The organism is Streptomyces sp. NPDC058284 (assembly GCF_042881135.1).
In the GTDB taxonomy this organism is placed as follows: Bacteria; Actinomycetota; Actinomycetes; order Streptomycetales; family Streptomycetaceae; genus Streptomyces.
Genome location: NZ_JBHVYE010000006.1, coordinates 85,135 through 105,172, shown reverse-complemented (window position 1 = coordinate 105,172; position 20,038 = coordinate 85,135). Strand labels below are relative to the sequence as shown.

15 protein-coding genes and 1 pseudogene are annotated in these 20,038 nt (G+C 70.6%); 6 read left to right on the top strand and 10 right to left on the bottom strand.

Annotated features, from left to right (window positions below; all coding sequences use genetic code 11):
- Positions 1 to 76: 76 nt before the first annotated feature.
- The gene (locus ACFVYR_RS11375) at positions 77 to 1,087 is read left to right on the top strand and encodes a LacI family DNA-binding transcriptional regulator (protein ID WP_384251952.1); all 1,011 of its coding nucleotides are present in this window, start codon (positions 77 to 79) and stop codon (positions 1,085 to 1,087) included.
- 124 nt (positions 1,088 to 1,211) lie between these two features.
- Positions 1,212 to 1,694, top strand: a complete 483-nt coding sequence (locus ACFVYR_RS11370; protein WP_384251949.1) for an Lrp/AsnC family transcriptional regulator — start codon at positions 1,212 to 1,214, stop codon at positions 1,692 to 1,694.
- A 74-nt stretch (positions 1,695 to 1,768) separates the two neighbouring features.
- On the opposite strand, the gene aspA is transcribed toward ACFVYR_RS11370, so the two are convergent.
- Positions 1,769 to 3,178 carry an aspartate ammonia-lyase gene (aspA, locus tag ACFVYR_RS11365; RefSeq protein WP_384251947.1) on the bottom strand — a complete coding sequence of 470 codons (1,410 nt, stop codon included), beginning with the start codon at positions 3,176 to 3,178 and terminating at the stop codon, positions 1,769 to 1,771.
- A gap of 101 nt (positions 3,179 to 3,279) precedes the next feature.
- On the bottom strand, positions 3,280 to 4,305 hold the full coding sequence (locus ACFVYR_RS11360) for an asparaginase (RefSeq protein ID WP_384251945.1): 1,026 nt from the start codon (positions 4,303 to 4,305) through the stop codon (positions 3,280 to 3,282).
- Positions 4,306 to 4,446: 141 nt separating this feature from the next.
- On the opposite strand from ACFVYR_RS11360, the gene ACFVYR_RS11355 reads away from it, so the two are divergent.
- Both ACFVYR_RS11355 and ACFVYR_RS11350 read left to right on the top strand, forming a co-directional pair.
- Positions 4,447 to 4,902: an Lrp/AsnC family transcriptional regulator gene (locus tag ACFVYR_RS11355; RefSeq protein ID WP_384251942.1), complete on the top strand. Its 456-nt coding sequence runs from the start codon at positions 4,447 to 4,449 to the stop codon at positions 4,900 to 4,902.
- Positions 4,903 to 5,064: 162 nt separating this feature from the next.
- A complete protein-coding gene (locus ACFVYR_RS11350; protein WP_384251940.1) occupies positions 5,065 to 6,120 on the top strand; it encodes a chitinase in 1,056 nt (351 codons plus the stop codon).
- Between the two features lie 14 nt (positions 6,121 to 6,134).
- On the opposite strand, the gene pulA is transcribed toward ACFVYR_RS11350, so the two are convergent.
- The 7 genes and pseudogenes from pulA to ACFVYR_RS11315 all read right to left on the bottom strand — a co-directional run bounded on the left by pulA (position 6,135) and on the right by ACFVYR_RS11315 (position 16,586).
- Entirely contained in the window at positions 6,135 to 8,867 is a 2,733-nt protein-coding gene (gene pulA / locus ACFVYR_RS11345; protein WP_384251938.1) for a pullulanase-type alpha-1,6-glucosidase, read from the bottom strand.
- Between the two features lie 128 nt (positions 8,868 to 8,995).
- A pseudogene (locus ACFVYR_RS11340) lies at positions 8,996 to 10,390 on the bottom strand (alpha-amylase family protein); the annotation flags it as partial.
- 100 nt (positions 10,391 to 10,490) lie between these two features.
- Positions 10,491 to 11,558, bottom strand: a complete 1,068-nt coding sequence (locus tag ACFVYR_RS11335; RefSeq protein WP_384251935.1) for a LacI family DNA-binding transcriptional regulator — start codon at positions 11,556 to 11,558, stop codon at positions 10,491 to 10,493.
- Positions 11,546 to 13,195: a glycoside hydrolase family 13 protein gene (locus ACFVYR_RS11330; RefSeq protein WP_384251933.1), complete on the bottom strand. Its 1,650-nt coding sequence runs from the start codon at positions 13,193 to 13,195 to the stop codon at positions 11,546 to 11,548. The genes ACFVYR_RS11335 and ACFVYR_RS11330 overlap by 13 nt, the downstream gene beginning before the upstream one ends.
- A 183-nt stretch (positions 13,196 to 13,378) precedes the next feature.
- Positions 13,379 to 14,248 carry a sugar ABC transporter permease gene (locus tag ACFVYR_RS11325; protein ID WP_384252159.1) on the bottom strand — a complete coding sequence of 290 codons (870 nt, stop codon included), beginning with the start codon at positions 14,246 to 14,248 and terminating at the stop codon, positions 13,379 to 13,381.
- A 35-nt stretch (positions 14,249 to 14,283) separates the two neighbouring features.
- Positions 14,284 to 15,294, bottom strand: a complete 1,011-nt coding sequence (locus tag ACFVYR_RS11320; RefSeq protein ID WP_384251931.1) for a carbohydrate ABC transporter permease — start codon at positions 15,292 to 15,294, stop codon at positions 14,284 to 14,286.
- Between the two features lie 20 nt (positions 15,295 to 15,314).
- Positions 15,315 to 16,586: an extracellular solute-binding protein gene (locus tag ACFVYR_RS11315; RefSeq protein WP_384251928.1), complete on the bottom strand. Its 1,272-nt coding sequence runs from the start codon at positions 16,584 to 16,586 to the stop codon at positions 15,315 to 15,317.
- 360 nt (positions 16,587 to 16,946) lie between these two features.
- On the opposite strand from ACFVYR_RS11315, the gene ACFVYR_RS11310 reads away from it, so the two are divergent.
- Both ACFVYR_RS11310 and ACFVYR_RS11305 read left to right on the top strand, forming a co-directional pair.
- Positions 16,947 to 17,972: a LacI family DNA-binding transcriptional regulator gene (locus ACFVYR_RS11310; protein WP_384251926.1), complete on the top strand. Its 1,026-nt coding sequence runs from the start codon at positions 16,947 to 16,949 to the stop codon at positions 17,970 to 17,972.
- A 73-nt stretch (positions 17,973 to 18,045) separates the two neighbouring features.
- The gene (locus ACFVYR_RS11305; RefSeq protein ID WP_384251924.1) at positions 18,046 to 19,248 is read left to right on the top strand and encodes a CaiB/BaiF CoA transferase family protein; all 1,203 of its coding nucleotides are present in this window, start codon (positions 18,046 to 18,048) and stop codon (positions 19,246 to 19,248) included.
- Positions 19,249 to 19,272: 24 nt separating this feature from the next.
- Here the strand turns inward: ACFVYR_RS11305 and ACFVYR_RS11300 are convergent, their stop codons facing one another.
- A complete protein-coding gene (locus tag ACFVYR_RS11300; RefSeq protein ID WP_384251921.1) occupies positions 19,273 to 19,839 on the bottom strand; it encodes a YbaK/EbsC family protein in 567 nt (188 codons plus the stop codon).
- Between the last annotated feature and the right edge of the window lie 199 nt (positions 19,840 to 20,038).

Below are 20,038 nucleotides of genomic sequence, written 5' to 3'. Positions count from 1 at the left end.
CGCGACAACAGCCGAGCGAACAAGATCCGGCACAGGACCGTAACTGGCTTGCGCTGCTTGCTATACGCTTGCGCATATGACGCGACGACTTGCTCAAGTTGCGAAGAAGGTGGGGGTGAGCGAGGCCACGGTGAGCCGTGTCCTCAACGGCAAGCCCGGTGTCTCCGCAGCGACTCGACAGTCCGTACTGACGGCGCTGGACGTCCTCGGGTACGAGCGGCCGACGCAGCTGCGCGGAGAGCGTGCCCGGCTCGTCGGTCTCGTGCTCCCGGAGCTGCAGAACCCCATCTTCCCCGCGTTCGCCGAGGTGATCGGCGGCGCGCTCGCCCAGCAGGGGCTCACGCCCGTGCTGTGCACGCAGACCAGGGGCGGCGTCTCCGAGGCGGACTACGTGGACCTCCTGCTCCAGCAGCAGGTCTCCGGTGTCGTGTTCGCGGGGGGCTTCTTCGCGGAGACCGACGCCCCGCACGACCACTACCACCAGCTGGCGGAGCGGAAGATCCCGGTCGTCCTCATCAACGCGTCGATCGAGGGCCTGGACTTTCCCTGTGTCGCGTGCGACGACGCCGTCGCCGTCGAACAGGCCTGGCGCCACCTCGCCTCACTCGGACACGAGCGGATCGGCCTGCTGCTCGGCCCGTCCGACCACATACCCTCGCGTCGCAAGCTGGAGGCGGCCCGGGGCATCGCGAAGGCAGCGGGCACCCAGCTGGCCGACGAATACGTCGAACGGTCGATCTTCTCCCTGGAGGGCGGCCAGGCCGCGGCCACCCGGCTGCTCGGGCGCGGGGTCACCGGCATCGTCTGCGGAAGCGACCCGCTCGCGCTCGGCGCGATCAGGGCGGCCCGTCGGCGCGGGCTCTCGGTCCCCTTTGACGTGTCGGTCGTCGGGTACGACGACTCGGCCTTCATGACCTGCACGGAGCCGCCGCTCTCCACGGTGCGTCAGCCCATCGAGGCGATGGGGCGCGCGGCGGTCGACCTGCTGTGCGCCCAGATCCAGGGCCACCAGACCCATCCCGGCGAACTCCTCTTCGAACCCGAGCTCGTCGTCCGCGGGTCGACGGCGCAGCGGTCCACCGGCTGATCACCCGAGTAGCCCGAGTAGTACGCGGAGGTCGGGTGCCGCGGGGAGCGCCGGCCGGCGGCTACAGTCACCAGCGATCAGAGCCTGTCTTTGAACCCTCGCTCACCTGGGAGAAGCTCGGACCATGGCCGTCGACGCACTCGACACCCGCATCCTGCGGCTGCTCCTGGAGCAGCCGCGCACCAGTCTGCGCGAGTACGCGCGCGTCCTCGGTATCGCCCGCGGCACCCTGCAGGCCCGGCTCGACCGCATGGAGCGCGAGGGCGTGATCACCGGCACGGGTCCGTTCCTCTCCCCCGCGGCGCTCGGCCACCCCGTGCTCGCCTTCGTCCACATCGAGGTCACGCAGGGGTACCTGGACGAGGTCGGGGACGCGCTGGCCGCCGTGCCCGAGATCATCGAGGCGTACTCGATCACGGGCGGCGGCGATCTGCTGACGCGTGTCGCGGCCCGGGACAACGGCCACCTCGAAGACGTCATCCAGCAGCTGATCAACCTGCCGGGTGTGGTGCGCACGCGTACGGAGATGGCGCTGCGGGAGCGGGTTCCGCACCGGCTGCTGCCGCTGGTCGAGTCGGTCGGCAGGTCGGCCGCCGGGCAGGGATGACCAGCTCGTCCGGCATGCTGGAGGTCATGGTCGGCGTGCGGTCACCCCGCATGACGGGGATGGTCTTCTCCCGCTCAGACGGCGCCGGCCACCCGCTCGGGGGTGAGCAGCTCCGCGAGCCGCTCCGGCGGCAACAGGCCCTTCTCCAGGACGAGTTCGGCGACGCCGCGCCCCGTGGCCAGTGCCTCGCGCGCGATCTCCGTCGCAGCCGTGTAGCCGATGTGCGGGTTGAGCGCGGTGACCAGGCCGATGGAGGTCTCCACCGAGTGCCGCAGCACCTCCGTGTTGGCCGTGATCCCCGCCACGCACCGCTCGGCGAGCGTCGTGCAGGCCGCGCGCAGCGAGGTGATGCTCTTGGCCAGCGAGTGCAGGATGACCGGCTCGAAGGCGTTGAGCTGGAGCTGGCCCGCCTCCGCGGCCATGGTGATCGTGACGTCGTTGCCGATCACCTCGAAGGCGACCTGGTTGACGACCTCGGGGATGACCGGGTTGACCTTGCCGGGCATGATGCTCGAACCGGCCTGCACCGGCGGCAGGTTGATCTCGTTGAAGCCCGCGCGCGGACCCGATGACAGCAGCCGCAAGTCGTTGCAGCTCTTGGAGAGCTTGACCGCGATCCGCTTCAGGACGCCGGAAAGGTGCACGAAGGCGCCGCAGTCCTGGGTCGCCTCGACCAGGTTGGCGGCCGTCACCAGTGGCATGCCGGTGATTGCGGCGAGGCGGCGGCGGGCGGTCTCGGCGTAACCGGCGGGGGCGTTGAGGCCCGTGCCGATGGCGGTGGCGCCGAGGTTGATCTCGTGGATCAGCTCGACGGCCTCGGCGAGGCGCATACGGTCCTCGTCGAGCATCACGGCGTACGCGGAGAACTCCTGGCCGAGCGTCATCGGCACCGCGTCCTGCAACTGCGTGCGCCCCATCTTCAGGACGTCGCGGAACTCCAGGGCCTTGGCCGCGAACGCGTCCTGCACGACCGCCATCGCACGCAGCAGCCCGTGCACGGCGCTGATGGTCGCGATCTTCACGGCCGTCGGGTAGACGTCGTTGGTGGACTGGCTGAGGTTGACGTCCTCGTTGGGGTGGAGGTGCTCGTACGCGCCCTTGGGGTGCCCGAGGAGTTCCAGCGCCCGGTTGGCGACGACCTCGTTGGCGTTCATGTTGGTCGAGGTGCCCGCGCCGCCCTGGATGACGTCGACGACGAACTGGTCGTGCAGGCGCCCCGCGCGGATCTCCCGGCAGGCGGCGGCGATCGCGTCGGCCTTGGCCTTCGGGAGCAGCCCGAGCTCCTCGTTGGCGCGGGCCGCGGCCTCCTTGACGGCGGCGAGCGCGTCGATGAGCTGCGGGTACACGGAGATCGGGATGCCCGTGATGGGGAAGTTCTCCGTGGCGCGCAGGGAGTGGATGCCCCAGTAGGCGTCGGCGGGAACGTCCCGGTCGCCGAGCAGGTCGTGCTCGCGGCGCGGGGCGGGGGCGGGGATGGTGCTCATGATGCTTGATCTCTTCCGGGGCACAAGCGCCCCACCAGGGGCGCGAGGAACTGCGCGGCCGGCCATGACCGGCGGCGCAGACGAACACACTCGGGCGGCGGTCAGGCGGCAGCGGCCTCGTCCGATGTCTCCGGCTCACCGACGAGGCGCCGCAGGATCGCCGTACGCTCCGCAGGCTCCGGCGCGGCGAGCAGCGCCGCGAGCACCGCACTGCGCACCTGACCGGCGCGCAGCGTGCCGGTGAGGACCGCTCCGGCGGCCGAGAGGTCGACGGCTCCGCCGTGCGTGTAGATCTCGGTGACGGGGCCGGCCGGGACCCGGGTGGTGAGGGCGACGACGACGCCGCGCTCGATGGCGGCGGTGACGGCGGTGACGAACTCGGGGGTCGCGTTGCCCGCGCCGGTGGCGACGAGCACGATGCCCTCGGCACCTGCCTCGACCGCCGTCTCCAGGAACAGCGGGTCGGCGTCGACGTGGTGCATGACCATGTCGATCCGCGGCAGGGACCCGGGTGCGACGGCCGGGGGCGGCGGCAGCGGCGCGGGGCGGACCGGGCGGTGCAGGACCGAGACCTTGCCGAAGCCGACCTTGCCGACGGGCGGCCCGGACGGGTCGGCGAACGCGTCGGCGGCCAGCGTCTGGCTCTTCACGGTGCCGCGCGCGGCGTGCACCTTGCCGTCGAAGACGACGAGGACCCCGAGGTCACGCACGGTGGCGGCGGTGAGGAGCGCGTCGTAGAGGTTGCCGGGGCCGTCGCCGTCCTCGGCGCCGAGCGGCTTCTGGGCCCCGGTGAAGACGACCGGGCGGGGGTCGTCGTGGTGCAGGTCGAGCAGGAAGGCGGACTCTTCGAGGGTGTCCGTGCCGTGGGTGACGACGATGCCGTCGACTGCGGGGTCCGCGAACACCTCGCGCACGGTGCGCAACAGGGTGACCTGCTGGGCGGAGGTGAGGCGCGGGCTGTTGACGTTGAAGAGGTCGATGACCTCGGAGGCTATGCCGTGGGGTATCGACGCCGTAGCGAGCACCTCGCGGCCGGGGGCGTCGGCGGCGAAGCCGGTCCCCTGCCAGCGGCTGGCGATCGTCCCGCCGGTGCTGATGACCACGACCCGTCGCGCCTGTGCTTCCACGTCTGCGTCCCTCCCAGGAGCCCTGAATACCGTCAGCCCCCGGAGTGGTGGGCAGTCTCGGCGCAAGGATAGGTCGAACACGGCGCAATGTGTTTGCCAAACACGGGCGTCTGTGCAATATGCGTGGTGGATAATTGCGTCATGGATGATATTGACCGCAGTATCTTGCGCGAGCTGCAGAAGGACGGCCGGCTGACCAACCAGGAGCTGGCCGCACGGGTCGGCCTCAGCCCGTCGCCCTGCATGCGGCGGGTGCGCCAGCTGGAACTGGACGGCGTGATCCAGGGCTATCGCGCGGTCGTCGCCCCGGAGGCCGTCGGCCGCGGCTTCGAGGTGCTCGTCTCCATCGAGGTGCGGCGCGACCGCGAGACGGTCGAGGCGTTCGAGGCGGCGCTGCAGGACATCCCGGACGTCATCGAGGCGCACCGCCTGTTCGGCAGCCCCGGCTGCCTGCTGCGCATCGCCGTCGCGGACCTCGCGGCGTACGAAAGGCTCTGGATCGAACGGCTCACGGCACTGGCGGGGGTCACCGAGGTCAACTCGCAGATCATCATGAAGCGGATCAAGGAGCCGCAAGGGCTCCCGGTGGACGGCTGACGCCGGACCGCAACCCGGCCGCCGACCGTTCACCTCCCGGGCGACCCCCGCACCCAACTCCACTTTGGTACAGACCTATTGACGCCTGGTCTGCACCAGCCTAAGTTGACGCACCGCACGAGGCTCGTCTCCAGATCCCCCTCCGCCCCCAGGGAGCACAGTGTGATCGGTCGGACGTTACGCCTGCTGGGATCCGCCCTGGCACTGGTCTGTGCCGCGCAGCTGCCGGCCGCCGCCGCGGCTCCGGGCCCGGCCGCGCCGCAGGGCGACACCTGCGCGACCAAGCCGAGGCCCTCGGGCAAGGTGCTCCAGGGGTACTGGGAGAACTGGGACGGCGCCTCCAACGGCGTGCACCCGCCGTTCGGCTGGACCCCGATCACCGACAGCCGCATGAAACAGCACGGCTACAACGTGATCAACGCGGCCTTCCCCGTGATCCGCTCGGACGGCACCGTCCTGTGGGAGGACGGGATGGACGCGACGGTGAAGGTCGCGACGCCCGCGGAGATGTGCCAGGCCAAGGCCGACGGCGCCACGATCCTCATGTCCATCGGCGGCGCGGCGGCCGGCATCGACCTGAACTCCACGAACGTCGCCGACCGCTTCGTCGAGACGATCGTGCCGATCCTGAAGAAGTACAACTTCGACGGCATCGACATCGACATCGAGACCGGCCTCGTCGGCGGTGGCAGCATCAACCAGCTCTCCGCCTCGCAGTCCAACCTCATCCGCATCATCGACGGCGTGCTCGCCAGGATGCCCGCGGGCTTCGGCCTCACGATGGCTCCCGAGACGGCGTACGTCACCGGCGGCAGCGTCGTGTACGGCTCGATCTGGGGCGCGTACCTGCCCATCGTCAAGAAGTACGCGGACAACGGCCGCCTGTGGTGGCTCAACATGCAGTACTACAACGGCAGCATGTACGGCTGCGCCGGGGACTCCTACTCCGCGGGCACCGTCCAGGGCTTCATCGCCCAGACGGACTGCCTCAACAAGGGCCTGGTCATCCAGGGCACCACCATCAAGGTCCCCTACGACAAGCAGGTCCCCGGCCTCCCCGCCCAGCCCGGCGCAGGCGGCGGCTACATGTCCCCCAGCCTGGTCGGCCAGGCCTGGAACCACTACAACGGCGCCCTGAAGGGCCTGATGACCTGGTCCATCAACTGGGACGGGTCGAAGGGCTGGACCTTCGGGGACAACTTCAACCGGCTCAGGTAGCCGCCGCCGGGTGCTCAGAGCCTGTCTTTGAACCCCCGCCTGAAGACCGCCACCGTCCGCGCCGGGACGGTGAAGGTCCCCGAACTCCGGTTGTACCTGGCCAACTTGACCACTCGGTCGGCGCCCGAACGCTGCACAGGATGCAGGGCGTACGCGGTGCCCTCGAGCGCCGCGACGCGCTGCTGCTGTGCGCGCGGGCTCGCGTTGAAGACCACCACGAGGTCGGCCAGCTGCATGGTGATGACGCCGGGCGTCTCGGCCGCGGTGCCGGAGAGCGGGAAGGAGAGCGCCGACTGGACCCGGTCGGCCGTGGCGAGGGAGAAGGCGGGCTCGGTGGTACGGATCTTCAGCAGGTCCCGGTACGCGGCCGACGTGCCGTTGATCTCCGCGCAGCCGGGGATCAGTGTCGGTGAGGACGACAGCAGGGGCTTCGCGTAGGGCCACTTGGACTGGTTGTCGGCGGCCCGAGGCAGACCGCGGCCGAAGCCGTTGCCCGCACGGCAGTCCCAGTGGACGGCGTTGAACCAGTCGCCGCTGTCGAAGGAGTTGCGGTCGAGCGACTTGGATCGCAGCAGGTCCGTGCCCGCCTGGGAGAGCGCCGGCCCCTGGGAAAGGGAGGCCGTGGCCATCGCGAGGAGCTGCATGCGGGCGCGGTCGGCCGGTGCGGTGTCCGTGGGCAGCTTGAAGGCGAGCGCGTCGTAGAGCGTTTCGTTGTCGTGCGCGTCCGCGTAGGAGAGCGCGTCGCCGGGAGCCACCGCATACCCGGCGGGGGCGCCGTTGTAGTCGACGTCCGCGCCCTTGACCGTACGACCGGCAAAGTCCCTGAAGGTGAAGGCGGCGAGGTTGCCGGACAGGCCCACCTTGATGAGGTCCTGGTAGTGGAGCAGCCGGGCCTTCTGCTCGGCCGGAGTGCCGTTCGCCTTCGAGGAGTTGGGGTCGGTGTACAGACCGCTGGCGAAGCCCTGCACACCCGGGTCCTCGTCGAAGGGGCCGCCGCCGCGCAGCGCGTCGCGGGAGCGGTCGGAGAACGTCGCGACGCCGGTGCCCGCCATGTTCTTCTGGGTGGCCTGCACGAAGCGGGCGTCGTCGGCGACCTCGCCGAAGTTCCATCCCTCCCCGTACAGGACGATGTCCTTCCCGTCGACGCCGTCCTTCTCCACGCTCAGCGCGTCGAGGGCCTTGCGGACGGCGAGGATGTTCGCCTTGGGGTGGTGGCCCATCAGGTCGAAGCGGAAGCCGTCGACCTTGTACTCCCTGGCCCAGGTGACGACCGAGTCGACGACGAGCTTGCCCATCATGGCGTTCTCGGGCGCCGTGTTGGCGCAGCACGTGGAGGTGGCGACCGTGCCGTCGGCCTCGAGGCGCTGGTAGTAGCCGGGCACGATCCTGTCGAGCACGGACCTGTCGGCCTGGCCGCTCGCGACGGTGTGGTTGTAGACGACGTCCATGACGGTACGCAGACCCGAGCCGTTCAGTCCCTGCACCATCCTGCGGAACTCGACCGTGCGGCGGGCGCCGTCGGGATCGCTCGCGTACGAACCCTCGGGAACGGTGAAGTGCAGCGGGTCGTAGCCCCAGTTGTACGCGTCGTCGGCGGCGCTCCTGGTGACGCAGGCCTGCTGTTCGTCGGAGTCGGGCGCGTACGACGGCAGGTCGCAGTCGGGGGTGGCCCGGTCGGAGGCGCGCTCGGGGATGGTGCCGATGTCGAAGGCGGGCAGCAGGTGCACGTAGGACGTGCCGGAGCGGGCGAGGCCGCGCAGGTGCCGCATCCCGTCGGACCGCTTGTCCGTGAAGGCGAGGTACTGGCCCGGGTGCTTCGACGTGCGGTCCGCCACGGAGAAGTCGCGGATGTGCAGTTCCTGGATCTGCGCGTCGCGCAGCGGGACCGGCTCCGGCTTGCGCAGCCCGGCCCAGCCCGTGGGGGCGAGCTGCGGGTCGTCCAGGTCGACGGCGAGGCTGCGCCGGGAGTCGCTGGTGAGGGCGGTCGAGTACGGGTCGGTGACCTTGTTGGTGACGATCTTCCGGACGCTCGGCGCCCACACCTTCACCACATAGCGGTACGCCTTGCCCTGCCAGCTACGGGGGCCCGTCGCGGACCACACGCCGGAAGCGGGGTCGCGGCGCATCGGGACCGTGCGGCCGCCGATGTCGAGGGAGACCTCCTGAGCGGTGGGGGCCCAGACGGAGAGGGCCGTGCGGCCGTGGGCGAAGCGGGGGCCGAGGACCGCCCCGGCGGCGGCGGTGGCGTACAGGTCGTCGAGGACGCCCTGCGTCTGGACACCGGTGGCGGAGCGCAGGGTGCCGTCGGCGGACCGTGCGGTGGCGACGAGCTGGCCGGTGAGGGCGGTGCGGATCCGGTCGCGGTCCCGGCGGTCGACGGTGTAGGCGGCATAGCCCTTGAGGTGCGGGAACTTGGTCTTCTGGGCGTCGGTGAGACCGCCCTCGACCGGAGTGAGGCGCAGTCGGCGGGCCTTGCCCTCGATGTCGCCGTCCTTGACGGTGAGGCCGCCGCGGGGCGCGTAGAGGAGTTCGTGGACGGTGCCTGGGCCGGCTTCCCGTACGAGGGTGTCCCGGTCGATCCACTGCGCCCTCGACTTCGACAGGTCCAGGGCGTCGGCGGGCCCGGCCGCGGCGGACGGTGTCGGCGGGTCGAGCGGCACGGCCGTCGCCGTCGCGGTCAGGGGCGCCACCGCGGCGAGCAGGACGGTCACCACGGTCACGGCGGTACGGCGCGGGGAGCCGGTCACGAAGGGTTCTCCTTGGGGAGGGCGGGAGTCCGGGGCGAGAGGAAGGGTGTGGCCGCCCGGCTGCGGGGACTTGGACGGGCCGGGCGGCCGGGCAGGGGGGAGAATCGGCCGTAGAGGAGGACCGGTCAGCAGTTCTTGGCCCCGGGGCGCAGCGCGAGGGCGGTGTTCGGGGCGACCGAGGCGGTGAACCGACCCGAGCCGTCCACACCGACCCTCCTGCCGCTCTGCACGTCGCAGTACGTGCCCGCGGCCAGGGAGGTCTGGAAGGTGCGGTCGACGGGGGCACCCTCGTGGTTGATGACCACGTACCCCTTGTTCCCCCGGCCGAAGGCGATGGCGTCGTTGCCGTTGTCCCACCAGTCGGTGACGGCGGCGCCGCGCGCGGCGTTGCGGAACGCGACCATGCGGCGGATCTCCGGCCAGGCGTGCTGGCACTTCCAGCCGTCGCTGTAACAGGCCTTCACCTGGCCGCCGTCGGGCGATCCGGCGTCGGTGTCGCTGAACTCGTAGCCGGAGTGGACGTCGGGGGAACCGTAGGGCCAGGCGAGCATGAAGACGTGCGCGAGGGTGTAGTCGGCGCCGTCCTTGTAGCTGAGGGTCTGGCCGTGGCGCTCGGTGTCGTGGTTGGTGACGAACACCGACGACGTGCTGCCCGGCATGTAGCCCCAGCCCTCGCCGAAGTTCTTGAGGTAGGCGAGCTTCTCGTCCTTGAAGACCCTCTTGAGGTCCCAGGCGTAGCGGAACTCCTGGGCGTCACCGGTGGCGGTGTACTCGCTCGGGGAGACCGCCTCGCCGGCGCCGTACAGGGTCTCCTGCTTCCAGTAGACGCCCGGGTTGCTCAGCCGCGACTTGATGTTCTTCAGGTCGTCGACGGGCATGTGCTTGGCCGCGTCGATCCGGAAGCCGTCGACGCCGAGCGAGAGGAGGTCGTTCAGGTACCCGGCGATGCGGCCGCGTACGTACTCCTCGCCGGTGTCCAGGTCGGCCAGGCCGCCCAGCTCGCAGTGCTGGACGTTCCAGCGGTCCTGGTAGTTGCTGATGTCGGCCTTGCAGTCGTCCATGTCGGCGGCCGAGTACGTGCCGGGGTAGTCGTACTTGGAGAAGGACGAGCCCGCCGAGCCGGTGCCGGAGGCGTTGGTCATGTGGTTGATCACCGTGTCGGCGACGACCTTGACCCCGGCCGAGTGGCAGGTGTCGACCATGTGCTTGAAGGCGGCGCGGTCACCGAGCCGGGTCCCGATGCGGTAGCTGACGGGCTGGTACGCGGCCCACCAGGCGTCGCCCTTCAGGCGTTCCTGGGGCGGCGACACCTGGACGTACCCGTAGCCGTCCGGTCCGAGCCGGTCCGTGCAGGCCCTGGCCACCGAAGCGAAGTTCCACTCGAAGAGGACGGCGGTGACGTCCTTGGCGCCGGGCGGGGCGGCCTGGGCGCCGGGGGCGGCGACGACACCGCCCGCGACGCCCGCCAGGAGGGCGAGCGCGGTCGCTACGGGCCTGCGGCGTCTGACGGTCCGGCCGGTCATGGGTACCTCCTGCGGTTGGGGGGAGAACCTCCAGCAACTTCTTGCAGCAAGTTGGCACAAGTTGTTGCGGGTTGGACCGTATGGCGCCCCAAGGGCGGGGTCAACCCTCTGGGCAGACCCCGGTGGACCCGCGTACGACCAGCTCCGGCTGGAAGACGAACTCCGTGCGCTGCACGGGGTTTCCGTCGATCTCCTCCAGGAGGGCGCCCACCGCGGCGGTCGCCATCGCCTGCACCGGCTGGCGCACCGTGGTCAGCGGCGGGTCGGTGAAGGCGATGAGCTGGGAGTCGTCGAAGCCGACCACGGAGACGTCGCCGGGCACGGTCAGACCGCGCTCGCGCACCGTCCTGACGGCGCCGAGCGCCATCAGGTCGCTGCCGCAGACCATCGCGGTGCACCCCAGGTCGAGGAGGGCACCGGCCGCGGCCTGGCCGCCCTCGACCGTGAACAGCGTGCGCTGCACGAGGCGTTCGATCTCCGCGGGGGCCAGGCCGAACGTGCTGCGCAGCGCCGCCCGGAACGCCTCCGCCTTGCGCAGGGAGGGGACGTACCGCGTCGGTCCGACGGCCAGGCCGATCCGCTCGTGGCCCAGGTCGGCCAGGTGCCGTACCGCCATGCGTACCGCCGAGCGGTCGTCGGGCGACACGAAGGAGGCCGGGATGGCCTCGTTGTAGCCGTTGACGAGGACGAAGGGCACCTTGCGGTGGGCCAGTTCGCGGTAGCGCGCGGTGTCGGCCGTCAGATCGGCGTGCAGCCCCGAGAGGAAGATGATGCCGCTGACCCCGCGGTCCTCCAGCTGCTCGACCAGCTCGTCCTCGGTGGCGCCGCCCGGCATCTGCGTACAGAGCATCGGGGTGTAGCCGTGTCCGGCCAGGACCTGCTCGATGACCTGCGCGAAGGCCGGGAAGATCGGGTTGGTGAGCTCGGGGATGACGAGGCCGACGAGACCGGCGCTGCGCCGCCCGAGGCGGCTGGGGCGCTCGTAGCCGAGGACGTCGAGGGCGGCGAGGACCCGGCGCCTGGTGCCCGCCGCCACCCCCGCCTTCTCGTTGAGCACCCGGCTCGCGGTGGCCTCGCTGACGCCGGCCTGGGCGGCGATGTCCACGAGCCGCGGGGCGCCGCGGTGGGCGGCGTCCCGCGGCACGGAGGGCAACGTCACACCGCCCACCAGACGGTGGTGTCGGCGGGCAGCCGTACGGTCCCTTCGACGATCTCCGCCTCCTCGGTGGCGAGCAGGACGCGGCCGGGTGCGGTGATCCGGACGGCCTGCGCGGTGGTGTTCACCGTGCAGACGAAGCCGTCGCGGGCGAAGGCGAGCACGCCTTCGGGGGCGTCGAGCCACTCGATCGCCGCGCCCGCGCCGAGTCCCGGCTCCGCGCGGCGCACGGCGAGGGCCCTGCGGTACAGCTCCAGGGTCGAGCCGGGGTCGCCGGTCTGCGCCTGCACGCTCAGCTTGCCCCAGCCGTCCGGCTGCGGGAGCCAGCTGCCGCCCGCGCCGAAGCCGTACGACGGGCCCTCGGTGGTCCACGGAATGGGCACCCGGCAGCCGTCGCGGAACCCGTCCTGACCGTCGGCGCGGTGGAACGACGGGTCCTGACGCGCCTCGTCGGGCAGGTCGGTGACGTCGGGCAGGCCGAGCTCCTCACCCTGGTACAGATAGGCGGAGCCGGGCAGGGCCAGCATCAGCAGGGTCGCGGCGCGGGCCCGGCGCAGGCCGAGTTCGCGGTCGCCCGCGGTGCGCAGCTGGGTGCCCATGCCCTGCGGGTTGGCGTAGCGCGTGGCGTGCCTGGTCACGTCGTGGTTGGAGAGCACCCAGGTGGCGGGCGCGCCCACGGGACGCATCGCGGCGAGCGACACGTCGATGACCTCGCGCAGCTCGGCGGCGTCCCACGAGGTGCCGAGGTACTGGAAGTTGAAGGCCTGGTGCATCTCGTCGGGGCGCACGTAGTGGGCCGAGCGCTCGACGGTCGGGGTCCACGCCTCGGCGACGAGGATGCGGGCGCCCTCGTACTCCTGGAGGACCTGCCGCCAGCTGCGGTAGATGTCGTGCACGCCGTCCTGGTCGAAGAACGGCATGACGTCGTTGCCGAGCAGCTTCAGCTGGTCGCGGCTGCCGATGTCGGGCAGACCGGCCGCCTTGACCAGGCCGTGCGCCACGTCGACCCGGAAGCCGTCGACGCCCATGTCGAGCCAGAAGCGCAGGATGGAGCGGAACTCGTCCCGCACTGCGGGGTGTTCCCAGTTGAAGTCGGGCTGCTCGGGGGCGAAGAGGTGCAGGTACCACTCGCCGTCGGGGAGCCGGGTCCAGGCGGGGCCGCCGAAGATGGACTCCCAGTCGTTGGGCGGGAGTTCGCCGTCGGCGCCCTTGCCCGGGCGGAAGTGGTAGCGCTCGCGGAGCGGGGATCCCGGTCCCTCGCTCAGCGCGCGCCGGAACCAGTCGTGGCGGTCGGAGGAGTGGTTGGGCACCAGGTCCACGATGATGCGCAGGCCGAGCTCGTGGGCGTCGCGGATGACCGCGTCGGCGTCCAGGAGGCTGCCGAACATGGGGTCGATGGCCCGGTAGTCGGCGACGTCGTAACCGGCGTCGGCCTGCGGGGACGCGTAGAACGGGCTGAGCCAGACGGCGTCGACGCCGAGGTCCCTGAGGTACGGCAGCCGGCTGCGGATGCCCGCCAGGTCGCCCATGCCGTCGCCGTTGCCGTCGGCGAAGCTGCGCGGGTACACCTGGTAGATCACCGCGCCGCGCCACCAGTCCGTGTGCGTCTCGGTGGCGGGGGCGGCAGGGGCAGCGAGATGCTGGGTCATGTCTTCCCTGGGGATCGAGTGTGGTGGGGGCGGCGTGAGAGCCTGTCTTTGAACCCCCGTCGTCCGCGCGAAGCGCGGGCGCAGCGGTGTTCGGTGCGTGCGTGCCGGGCGCCGGGGCGCAGGCGGGGGTTCAAAGACAGGCTCTGAGGCCCGCGGACGGGACGCCTCGGGACGGATGCCTGGTCAGGACTTCGTCGCGCCCGCCGTGAGGCCGGAGACGAGGTGGCGCTGGGCGAAGCCGAAGATGACCGCGGCGGGCACCGCGACGATCACCGCGGACGCGGTCAGCGAACCCCAGTCGCTGGTGTACTGGTTGACGAAGGTCTGGAGTCCCCCGGCGAGCGTCAGGTTCTCCTCGCCGGTCATGAAGGCGGAGGCGTAGGCGACCTCGGCCCACCCGGTGATGAAGGTGTAGAACCCGGTGACGGCGAGACCCGGCTTGGCGAGCGGCACGATGAGCCGCCAGAAGGTGCCGAAGGGGTTGAGTCCGTCCACCCGTCCGGCCTCGTCGATCTCGACCGGGATGGTGTCGAAGTACCCCTTCATCATCCAGGCGCAGAACGGCACGGCGATGGTCAGATAGGTGACGACGAGGCCGATGGGCTGGTTCAGCAGGCCGAGGTCGGCCAGCAGGTTGTACAGCGGCACGATGAGTACCGCGACGGGGAACATCTGGGTGATCAGGAGCAGCCACATCAGCGGCCGCATGCCGGGGAACTTGAAGCGGCTCACCGCGTAGCCGGTGGTGGCGGCGATGAAGACGCCGATCACCGTGGTCAGGCCCACCACGATGAGGGAGTTGAGGAGCCAGTTCGGGAACTCGGTGTCGTTGAGCACGTGGTCGTAGTTGCCGAGCGTGAAGTCCTTGACCAGGTCGGTGGTGAAGGCCTCGCTCTCCGGCTTGAACGAGGTGACCAGGAGCCACAGCGGTGGCCCCACCGCGATGGCGCTCGTGATCAGCAGTGTCAGGTGCAGGGCGATGGAGGCCAGCGGCCCGCGCTCGTCGCGCCCCCTGGGCTTCCGCCGCGGCTTCTTCCCGGTTTCGGTCGGCACGGTTTCGGTCGGCACGGTTCTGGTCGGCACGGTGGTCACCACACCTCTCCCTGCTTGCGGAGCGCGCGGCGGTAGGCCACGGCGATGATCGACAGGAGGGCCAGGATGAGCACGCCCCAGGCCGCGGAGCCCGCGAAGTCACGGGGGCTGACGACGAACGAGAGCCGGTAGGCGTACGTCACCAGGATCTCGGTGGCGTCTCCCGGGCCGCCCCTGGTAAGGAGGAAGATCACCGGGAACATGTTGAAGGTCCAGATGCCGCTGATCAGGATCACCGTGCTGGCGACGGAGCGCAGCCCCGGCAGCGTGATGTGCCGGAAGCGCTGCCAGGCGCCCGCGCCGTCCATCTCGGCGGCCTCGTACAGCTCGCCCGGAATGGACTGCAGGCCGCCCAACATGGCCACCAGCATGAACGGCACGCCGAGCCAGACGTTGACGGTGATCACCGAGATCTTCGCCCAAGTCGGGTCGTTGAGCCACGGCACCGCGTCGATGCCGCCGCCTTCGAGGATCTTGTTGAGGAGGCCCTTCTTCTCGTTGAAGAGCAGCCGCCAGGTGAAGACGGAGACGAAGGCCGGCACCGCCCACGGCAGGATCAGCGCCATCCGGTAGAAGGAGCGCCCGGCCAGCTTGCGGTTGAGCATCGTGGCGAGCGTGAGGCCGAGCACGAAGGAGAGCGCGACGCAGGAGACGGTCCACACCACGGTCCAGGTGAGCCGGTCCCAGAAGACGCCGTCGGAGAGGATCGACGAGTAGTTGTCGAGACCGACGGACTTGTACGTGGCCGGGATGTCGTTGACACCGATGTGCCGTTCGACGTTCGCCTCATTGGCGTCGGTCGTCGACAGGTACATGCCGCGCACGAGCGGGTACCCGACGATCACGCCGATCACGATCACCACGGGGGCCACCATGGCCCACGCGTACCAGTGGGTGGCCAGCGCCCTGCGCAGCGGCCCCGGGGTTGTGCCGGGCCGGTGGCCGCGGCCGCGGACGCTCTGCGCGTCCACGGCCTTCGCCACCGACCGGCCGGTCTCGACAGCCATGGGTCGGTCGGCCCTCCTTCTTACTTGTAGCCCTTGAGGAGCTTGCGGTAGGCGTCACCGATGCCCTTGGCGCCCTGTTCGGGCGAGGACTTGCCGCTGAGCACCTTCTCCAGCTGGAGGCGGATCGGCTCGAAGAGCGCGTTGGCCTCCGGAATCCACGGCCGCTGCACGGACTTGGCCACGGCGGGCTTGAAGAACTGCACCATCCGGTTGTCCTTGACGGACTTCACGTCGTAGACGGACGTACGGGTCGGCAGCAGGCTGAGCTGCTCGGTGGTCTGCTGCTGCACCTTGGCGGAGCTCATGTACTTGATGAACTCGTACGCCGCGTCGAGGTTGCCGGACCCGGCGTACGCGGCGAGGTTCCAGCCGCCCTGCGGGGCACCCTGGCGCGCGCTGCCCGCCGGAGCGGGGGCGACACCGAGGTTGCCCTTGTCGGCCTTGAACTCCTTGCCCTTCAGAGCGCCTTCGATGGACCAGGGGCCGTCGAGCGCCATCGCGACGTCGCCGTCCTTGAAGGCGTTGAGCTGGTTGTTGTAGCCGTCGCTCGCGTCGGTGACCGCCGCCTTGGAGTCGAGAAGGTCCTTCATCACCGAGAACGCCTTGGCGCCCTCGGGGTCGTCGACGGTGACCTTCCTGCTCTTGGTGTCCAGGAGGTCGCCGCCCTCTCCGTAGAGGTACGGGAGGTAGTAGTACGGGTCGTCGCCGCGCAGGTAGAGGCCGGTCTTGCCGGTCTTGGACCTGATCTTCTTCGCGACGGACTTCACCTCGTCGAAGGACTTCGGCACGTCGGCGCCCGCGGCCTTCAGCATCTTCTTGTTGTAGAAGAGCGCGAGGGTGTCGATGGTCTGCGGCGCGGCGTAGGTCTTGCCCTTGAACTTGGTGCTCGCGGCGGCCTGCGGGAGGTAGTCGTCCGGCTTGTCGAGCGCGGCGGTGCCGTCGAGCGCGGCGAGGTAGCCGAGCGAGGCGAAGTCCTGGGTCCAGGCGACCTCGGTGCGCATCACGTCGGGGGCGCCGGAGTTGCCGCCCGCGGCGTTCTTGAACTTGGCGTTGGCCTCGCCGAACGGGACGTTCACATAGTTGACCTTGACATCCGGGTGGAGCTTCTCGAACCCCTTGGCGATCTGTTCGTACGCGCCCTTCTCGGCGTCGTTCGAGGTGTCCCAGAAGGTGACGGTGCCGGAGATCTTCCCCGAGCCCTTGCTGCCGCCGCCGTCGTCGTCGCCACCGCACGCTGCCGCTGTCATGGCCAGGGCCGCGATCAGCCCGGTGGCCGCTATGCCACGCCGCATGTGAACTCCTTCAACTGATCCCGGAATCACGGGGAGACGAAGAGGTGCCTCCTGCTGGCCGCTCTGGACGCGGCGCCGGGTTGCCAGGAACGTAACAGCGTTGCAAGGGCGTCGAAAGAGCTTGCGGAATATTTCTGCAAGAGCCGGTGATCGTTACATCTGCGTGTCCTTTCCGTTGCCGCTCCCGCGCTTGACACCTCTGTGAGCTGCGGACCAGGGGAAGTTGGGCGCGGTGCACGCGATGCCGACCGGTGTCGCACAGGTGCTGAAACCGGCTGAAAGGTTCTTGCACGACAGCTCTTTCCGCAAGCTTTCAGAGCCGGTGTGCAATCTTCGCGATGACAGGTACAGTCCAGTGCCATGACCGCACGGCTTGTCGACATCGCAGCCCACGCGGGGGTCAGCGAAGCCACCGTGAGCCGCGTCCTCAACGGCAAGCCCGGAGTGGCCGCGGCCACCCGCGAGGCGGTGCTCGCCGCCCTCGACGTCCTCGGATACGAACGCCCCGTGCGGCTGCGCCGCCGCAGCGCCGGACTCATCGGCCTCATCACGCCGGAGCTCGACAACCCCATCTTCCCCGCCTTCGCCCAGGTCATCGCGCAGGCGCTGACGCGCCAGGGCTACACCCCGGTGCTCGCGACGCAGACCCCGGGCGGCTCCACCGAGGACGAGCTCACCGAGATGCTGGTGGACCGGGGTGTCAGCGGCATCATCTTCGTCTCCGGACTGCACGCCGACACCACCGCCGACATGGCGCGCTACGACGCGCTGCGCGGCCAGGACGTCCCCTATGTGCTGGTCAACGGCTTCTCCGCGGAGGTGGCCGCACCCTTCGTCTCCACCGACGACCGGGCCGCCATGCGCCTCGCCGTCACCCACCTGACGTCGCTCGGCCACACCCGTATCGGACTCGCGGTCGGCCCGAAGCGGTTCGTCCCCGTGGTGCGCAAGATCGAGGGCTTCCGGCTCGCACTGCAGGAGCGCCTCAACCTCACGGACGAGGACGCGGCGGAGCTGATCCAGCACTCCCTCTACACCCTGGAGGGCGGCCAGGCCGCCGCCACCACCCTCATCAACCGCGGCTGCACCGCCCTCGTGTGCGCCAGCGACATGATGGCGCTCGGCGCCATCCGGGCCGCCCGCGACCTGGGCCTCTCCGTACCCACGGACATCTCCGTGGTCGGCTTCGACGACTCCCCGCTCATCGCGTTCACCGACCCGCCGCTGACCACGATCCGCCAGCCGGTGCAGGCGATGGGCCAGGCGGCGGTCCGGGCGCTGCTCGAGGAGATCGGCGGAACGCCCGCACCGCACGGCGAGTTCGTCTTCATGCCGGAGCTGGTGGTGCGGGGTTCCACGGGGTCGGGGCGGCGCACGCCGCAGTGAACGGCCGGCGGGCGCGGCCGGGGTGGCATGCCCCTTCATTGACGCCTCGTTCACCTGCCCGTACAAACGCGGCATGCGTACACCCTCTCCCCTCCCCCTCACCGGCATCACCGTCGTCAGCCTGGAGCAGGCCGTCGCCGCGCCCTTCGTCACGCGTCAGCTCGCCGATCTAGGGGCCCGTGTCATCAAGGTCGAGCGTCCCGGCGGCGGCGACTTCGCCCGTCGCTACGACACGACCGTGCACGGCCAGGCCAGCTACTTCGTCTGGCTCAACCGCTCCAAGGAGTCACTCACCCTCGACCTCAAGTCGACGGACGGCAGGGAGATCCTGGAGGAACTCCTCGCCGGGGCCGACGTGTTCGTGCAGAACCTCGCCCCCGGCGCCGCCGCCCGCATGGGCCTGGGCGCCGAGGAGCTGCAGGGCCGCCATCCGTCCCTGATCCCCTGCACCGTCAGCGGCTACGGCACGGACGGGCCGTGGGCGGACCGCAAGGCCTACGACCTGCTGGTGCAGTGCCAGACCGGGCTGCTCCAGCTCACCGGCTCCCCGGACGAGTGCGCGCGCGTCGGCATCTCGGTGGCCGACATCGCGGGCGGGATGTACGCGTACAGCGGCATCCTGTCGGCGCTCTTCACACGGGCGACGACGGGGCGGGCGCCCGCCGTCGAGGTGTCCCTCTTCGACGCGCTCGCCGAGTGGATGAGCCAGCCCGCGTACTACACACGCTACGGCGGCACCCAGCCGCCCCGCGTCGGCGCCCGCCACGCGACGATCGCGCCGTACGGTCCCTTCACCGCGTCCGACGGCAACGACGTGCTGCTCTCCGTGCAGAACGAACGCGAATGGGCGGCGCTGTGCCGGGAGTTCATCGGCCGCCCCGAGCTGACGGACGATCCGCGCTTCGCCACCGGGTCCGACCGCGTGGCCCACCGCGACGCGCTCGACGCGATCATCTCCGCACGCTTCGCCGAACTCGGCAGCGACGAGGCGACGGAGCTGCTCGACCGCACGGGCATCGCCAACGCGGGGGTCAGCTCCGTCCACGCGTTCCTGGCCCACCCCGTGCTCACCGGGCGCGACCGCTGGCAGGACATCCAGGTGCCCGGCGCGCCGGAGCCCGTCCAGGCCCTGCTGCCCCCGGCCAACCTCTCCGGGGTCACCCCGCGCATGGGCCCGGTGCCGTCGGCGGGCGAGCACACGGCCGCGATCCTCGCCGAGCTCGGCCGCACTCCGGACGACGTCGCCCGGCTGCGCGAGGAGGGCGTCTGCCGGTGAGCGGCCCGCGCGTTCGGCCGGCGGTCAGCCGTCGACGGCGACGCCGAGCCCTTCCAGGACGACCGCGTTCGGCAGTTGCGCGAACACCTTGCCCGGCACGATGAGCTTGCCGCGCCGGCTGCCGCTGCCCACCAGGACGTGCGGCAGGTCCGCCACCGCGGCGTCGACGAGGAGCGGCCACGCGGCGGGCAGCCCGATCGGCGTGATGCCGCCGTACTCCATCCCCGTCTCACCCGTGGCCGTCTCCATCGGGGCGAACGACACCTTGCGCGCGCCCAGTTGGCGGCGCACCGTGCCGTTCACGTCGACGCGCGTACCGGACAGGACGACGCACGCGGCGAGCGTGGTCTCACCACCGCGCTTGCCCGCCACGACGACGCAGTTGGCGGACCGGCTGAGGAGCTCGGGGCCGTAGTGCTCTAGGAACGTGGCGGTGTCGGCCCACTCCGGCGCCGTGTCGACGTGGACCAGCTCGTCGGCCGGGACGGGCCCGCCCCAGGCCCGTACGGCGTCCGCGACGGACGGTACGAGCAGGTCGAGGGCTTCGGAGGCGGGGCTGACGACGTCGAAATCACCGAGAGGAGCGCGCATGGCGGCACGTTAAGAGCCTGTCTTTGAACCCCCGTCGTCCGCGCGAAGCGCGGGCGCAGCGGTGTTCGGTGCGTGCGATCGGAGTGCGGAGTCCCAGGTCATGTGGCGGAGCCACCTGTCCTGGGGCTCCGTGCGCCGAGGGCGCGTGCCGGGCGCCGGGGCGCAGACGGGGGTTCAAAGACAGGCTCTAACAGCCGCC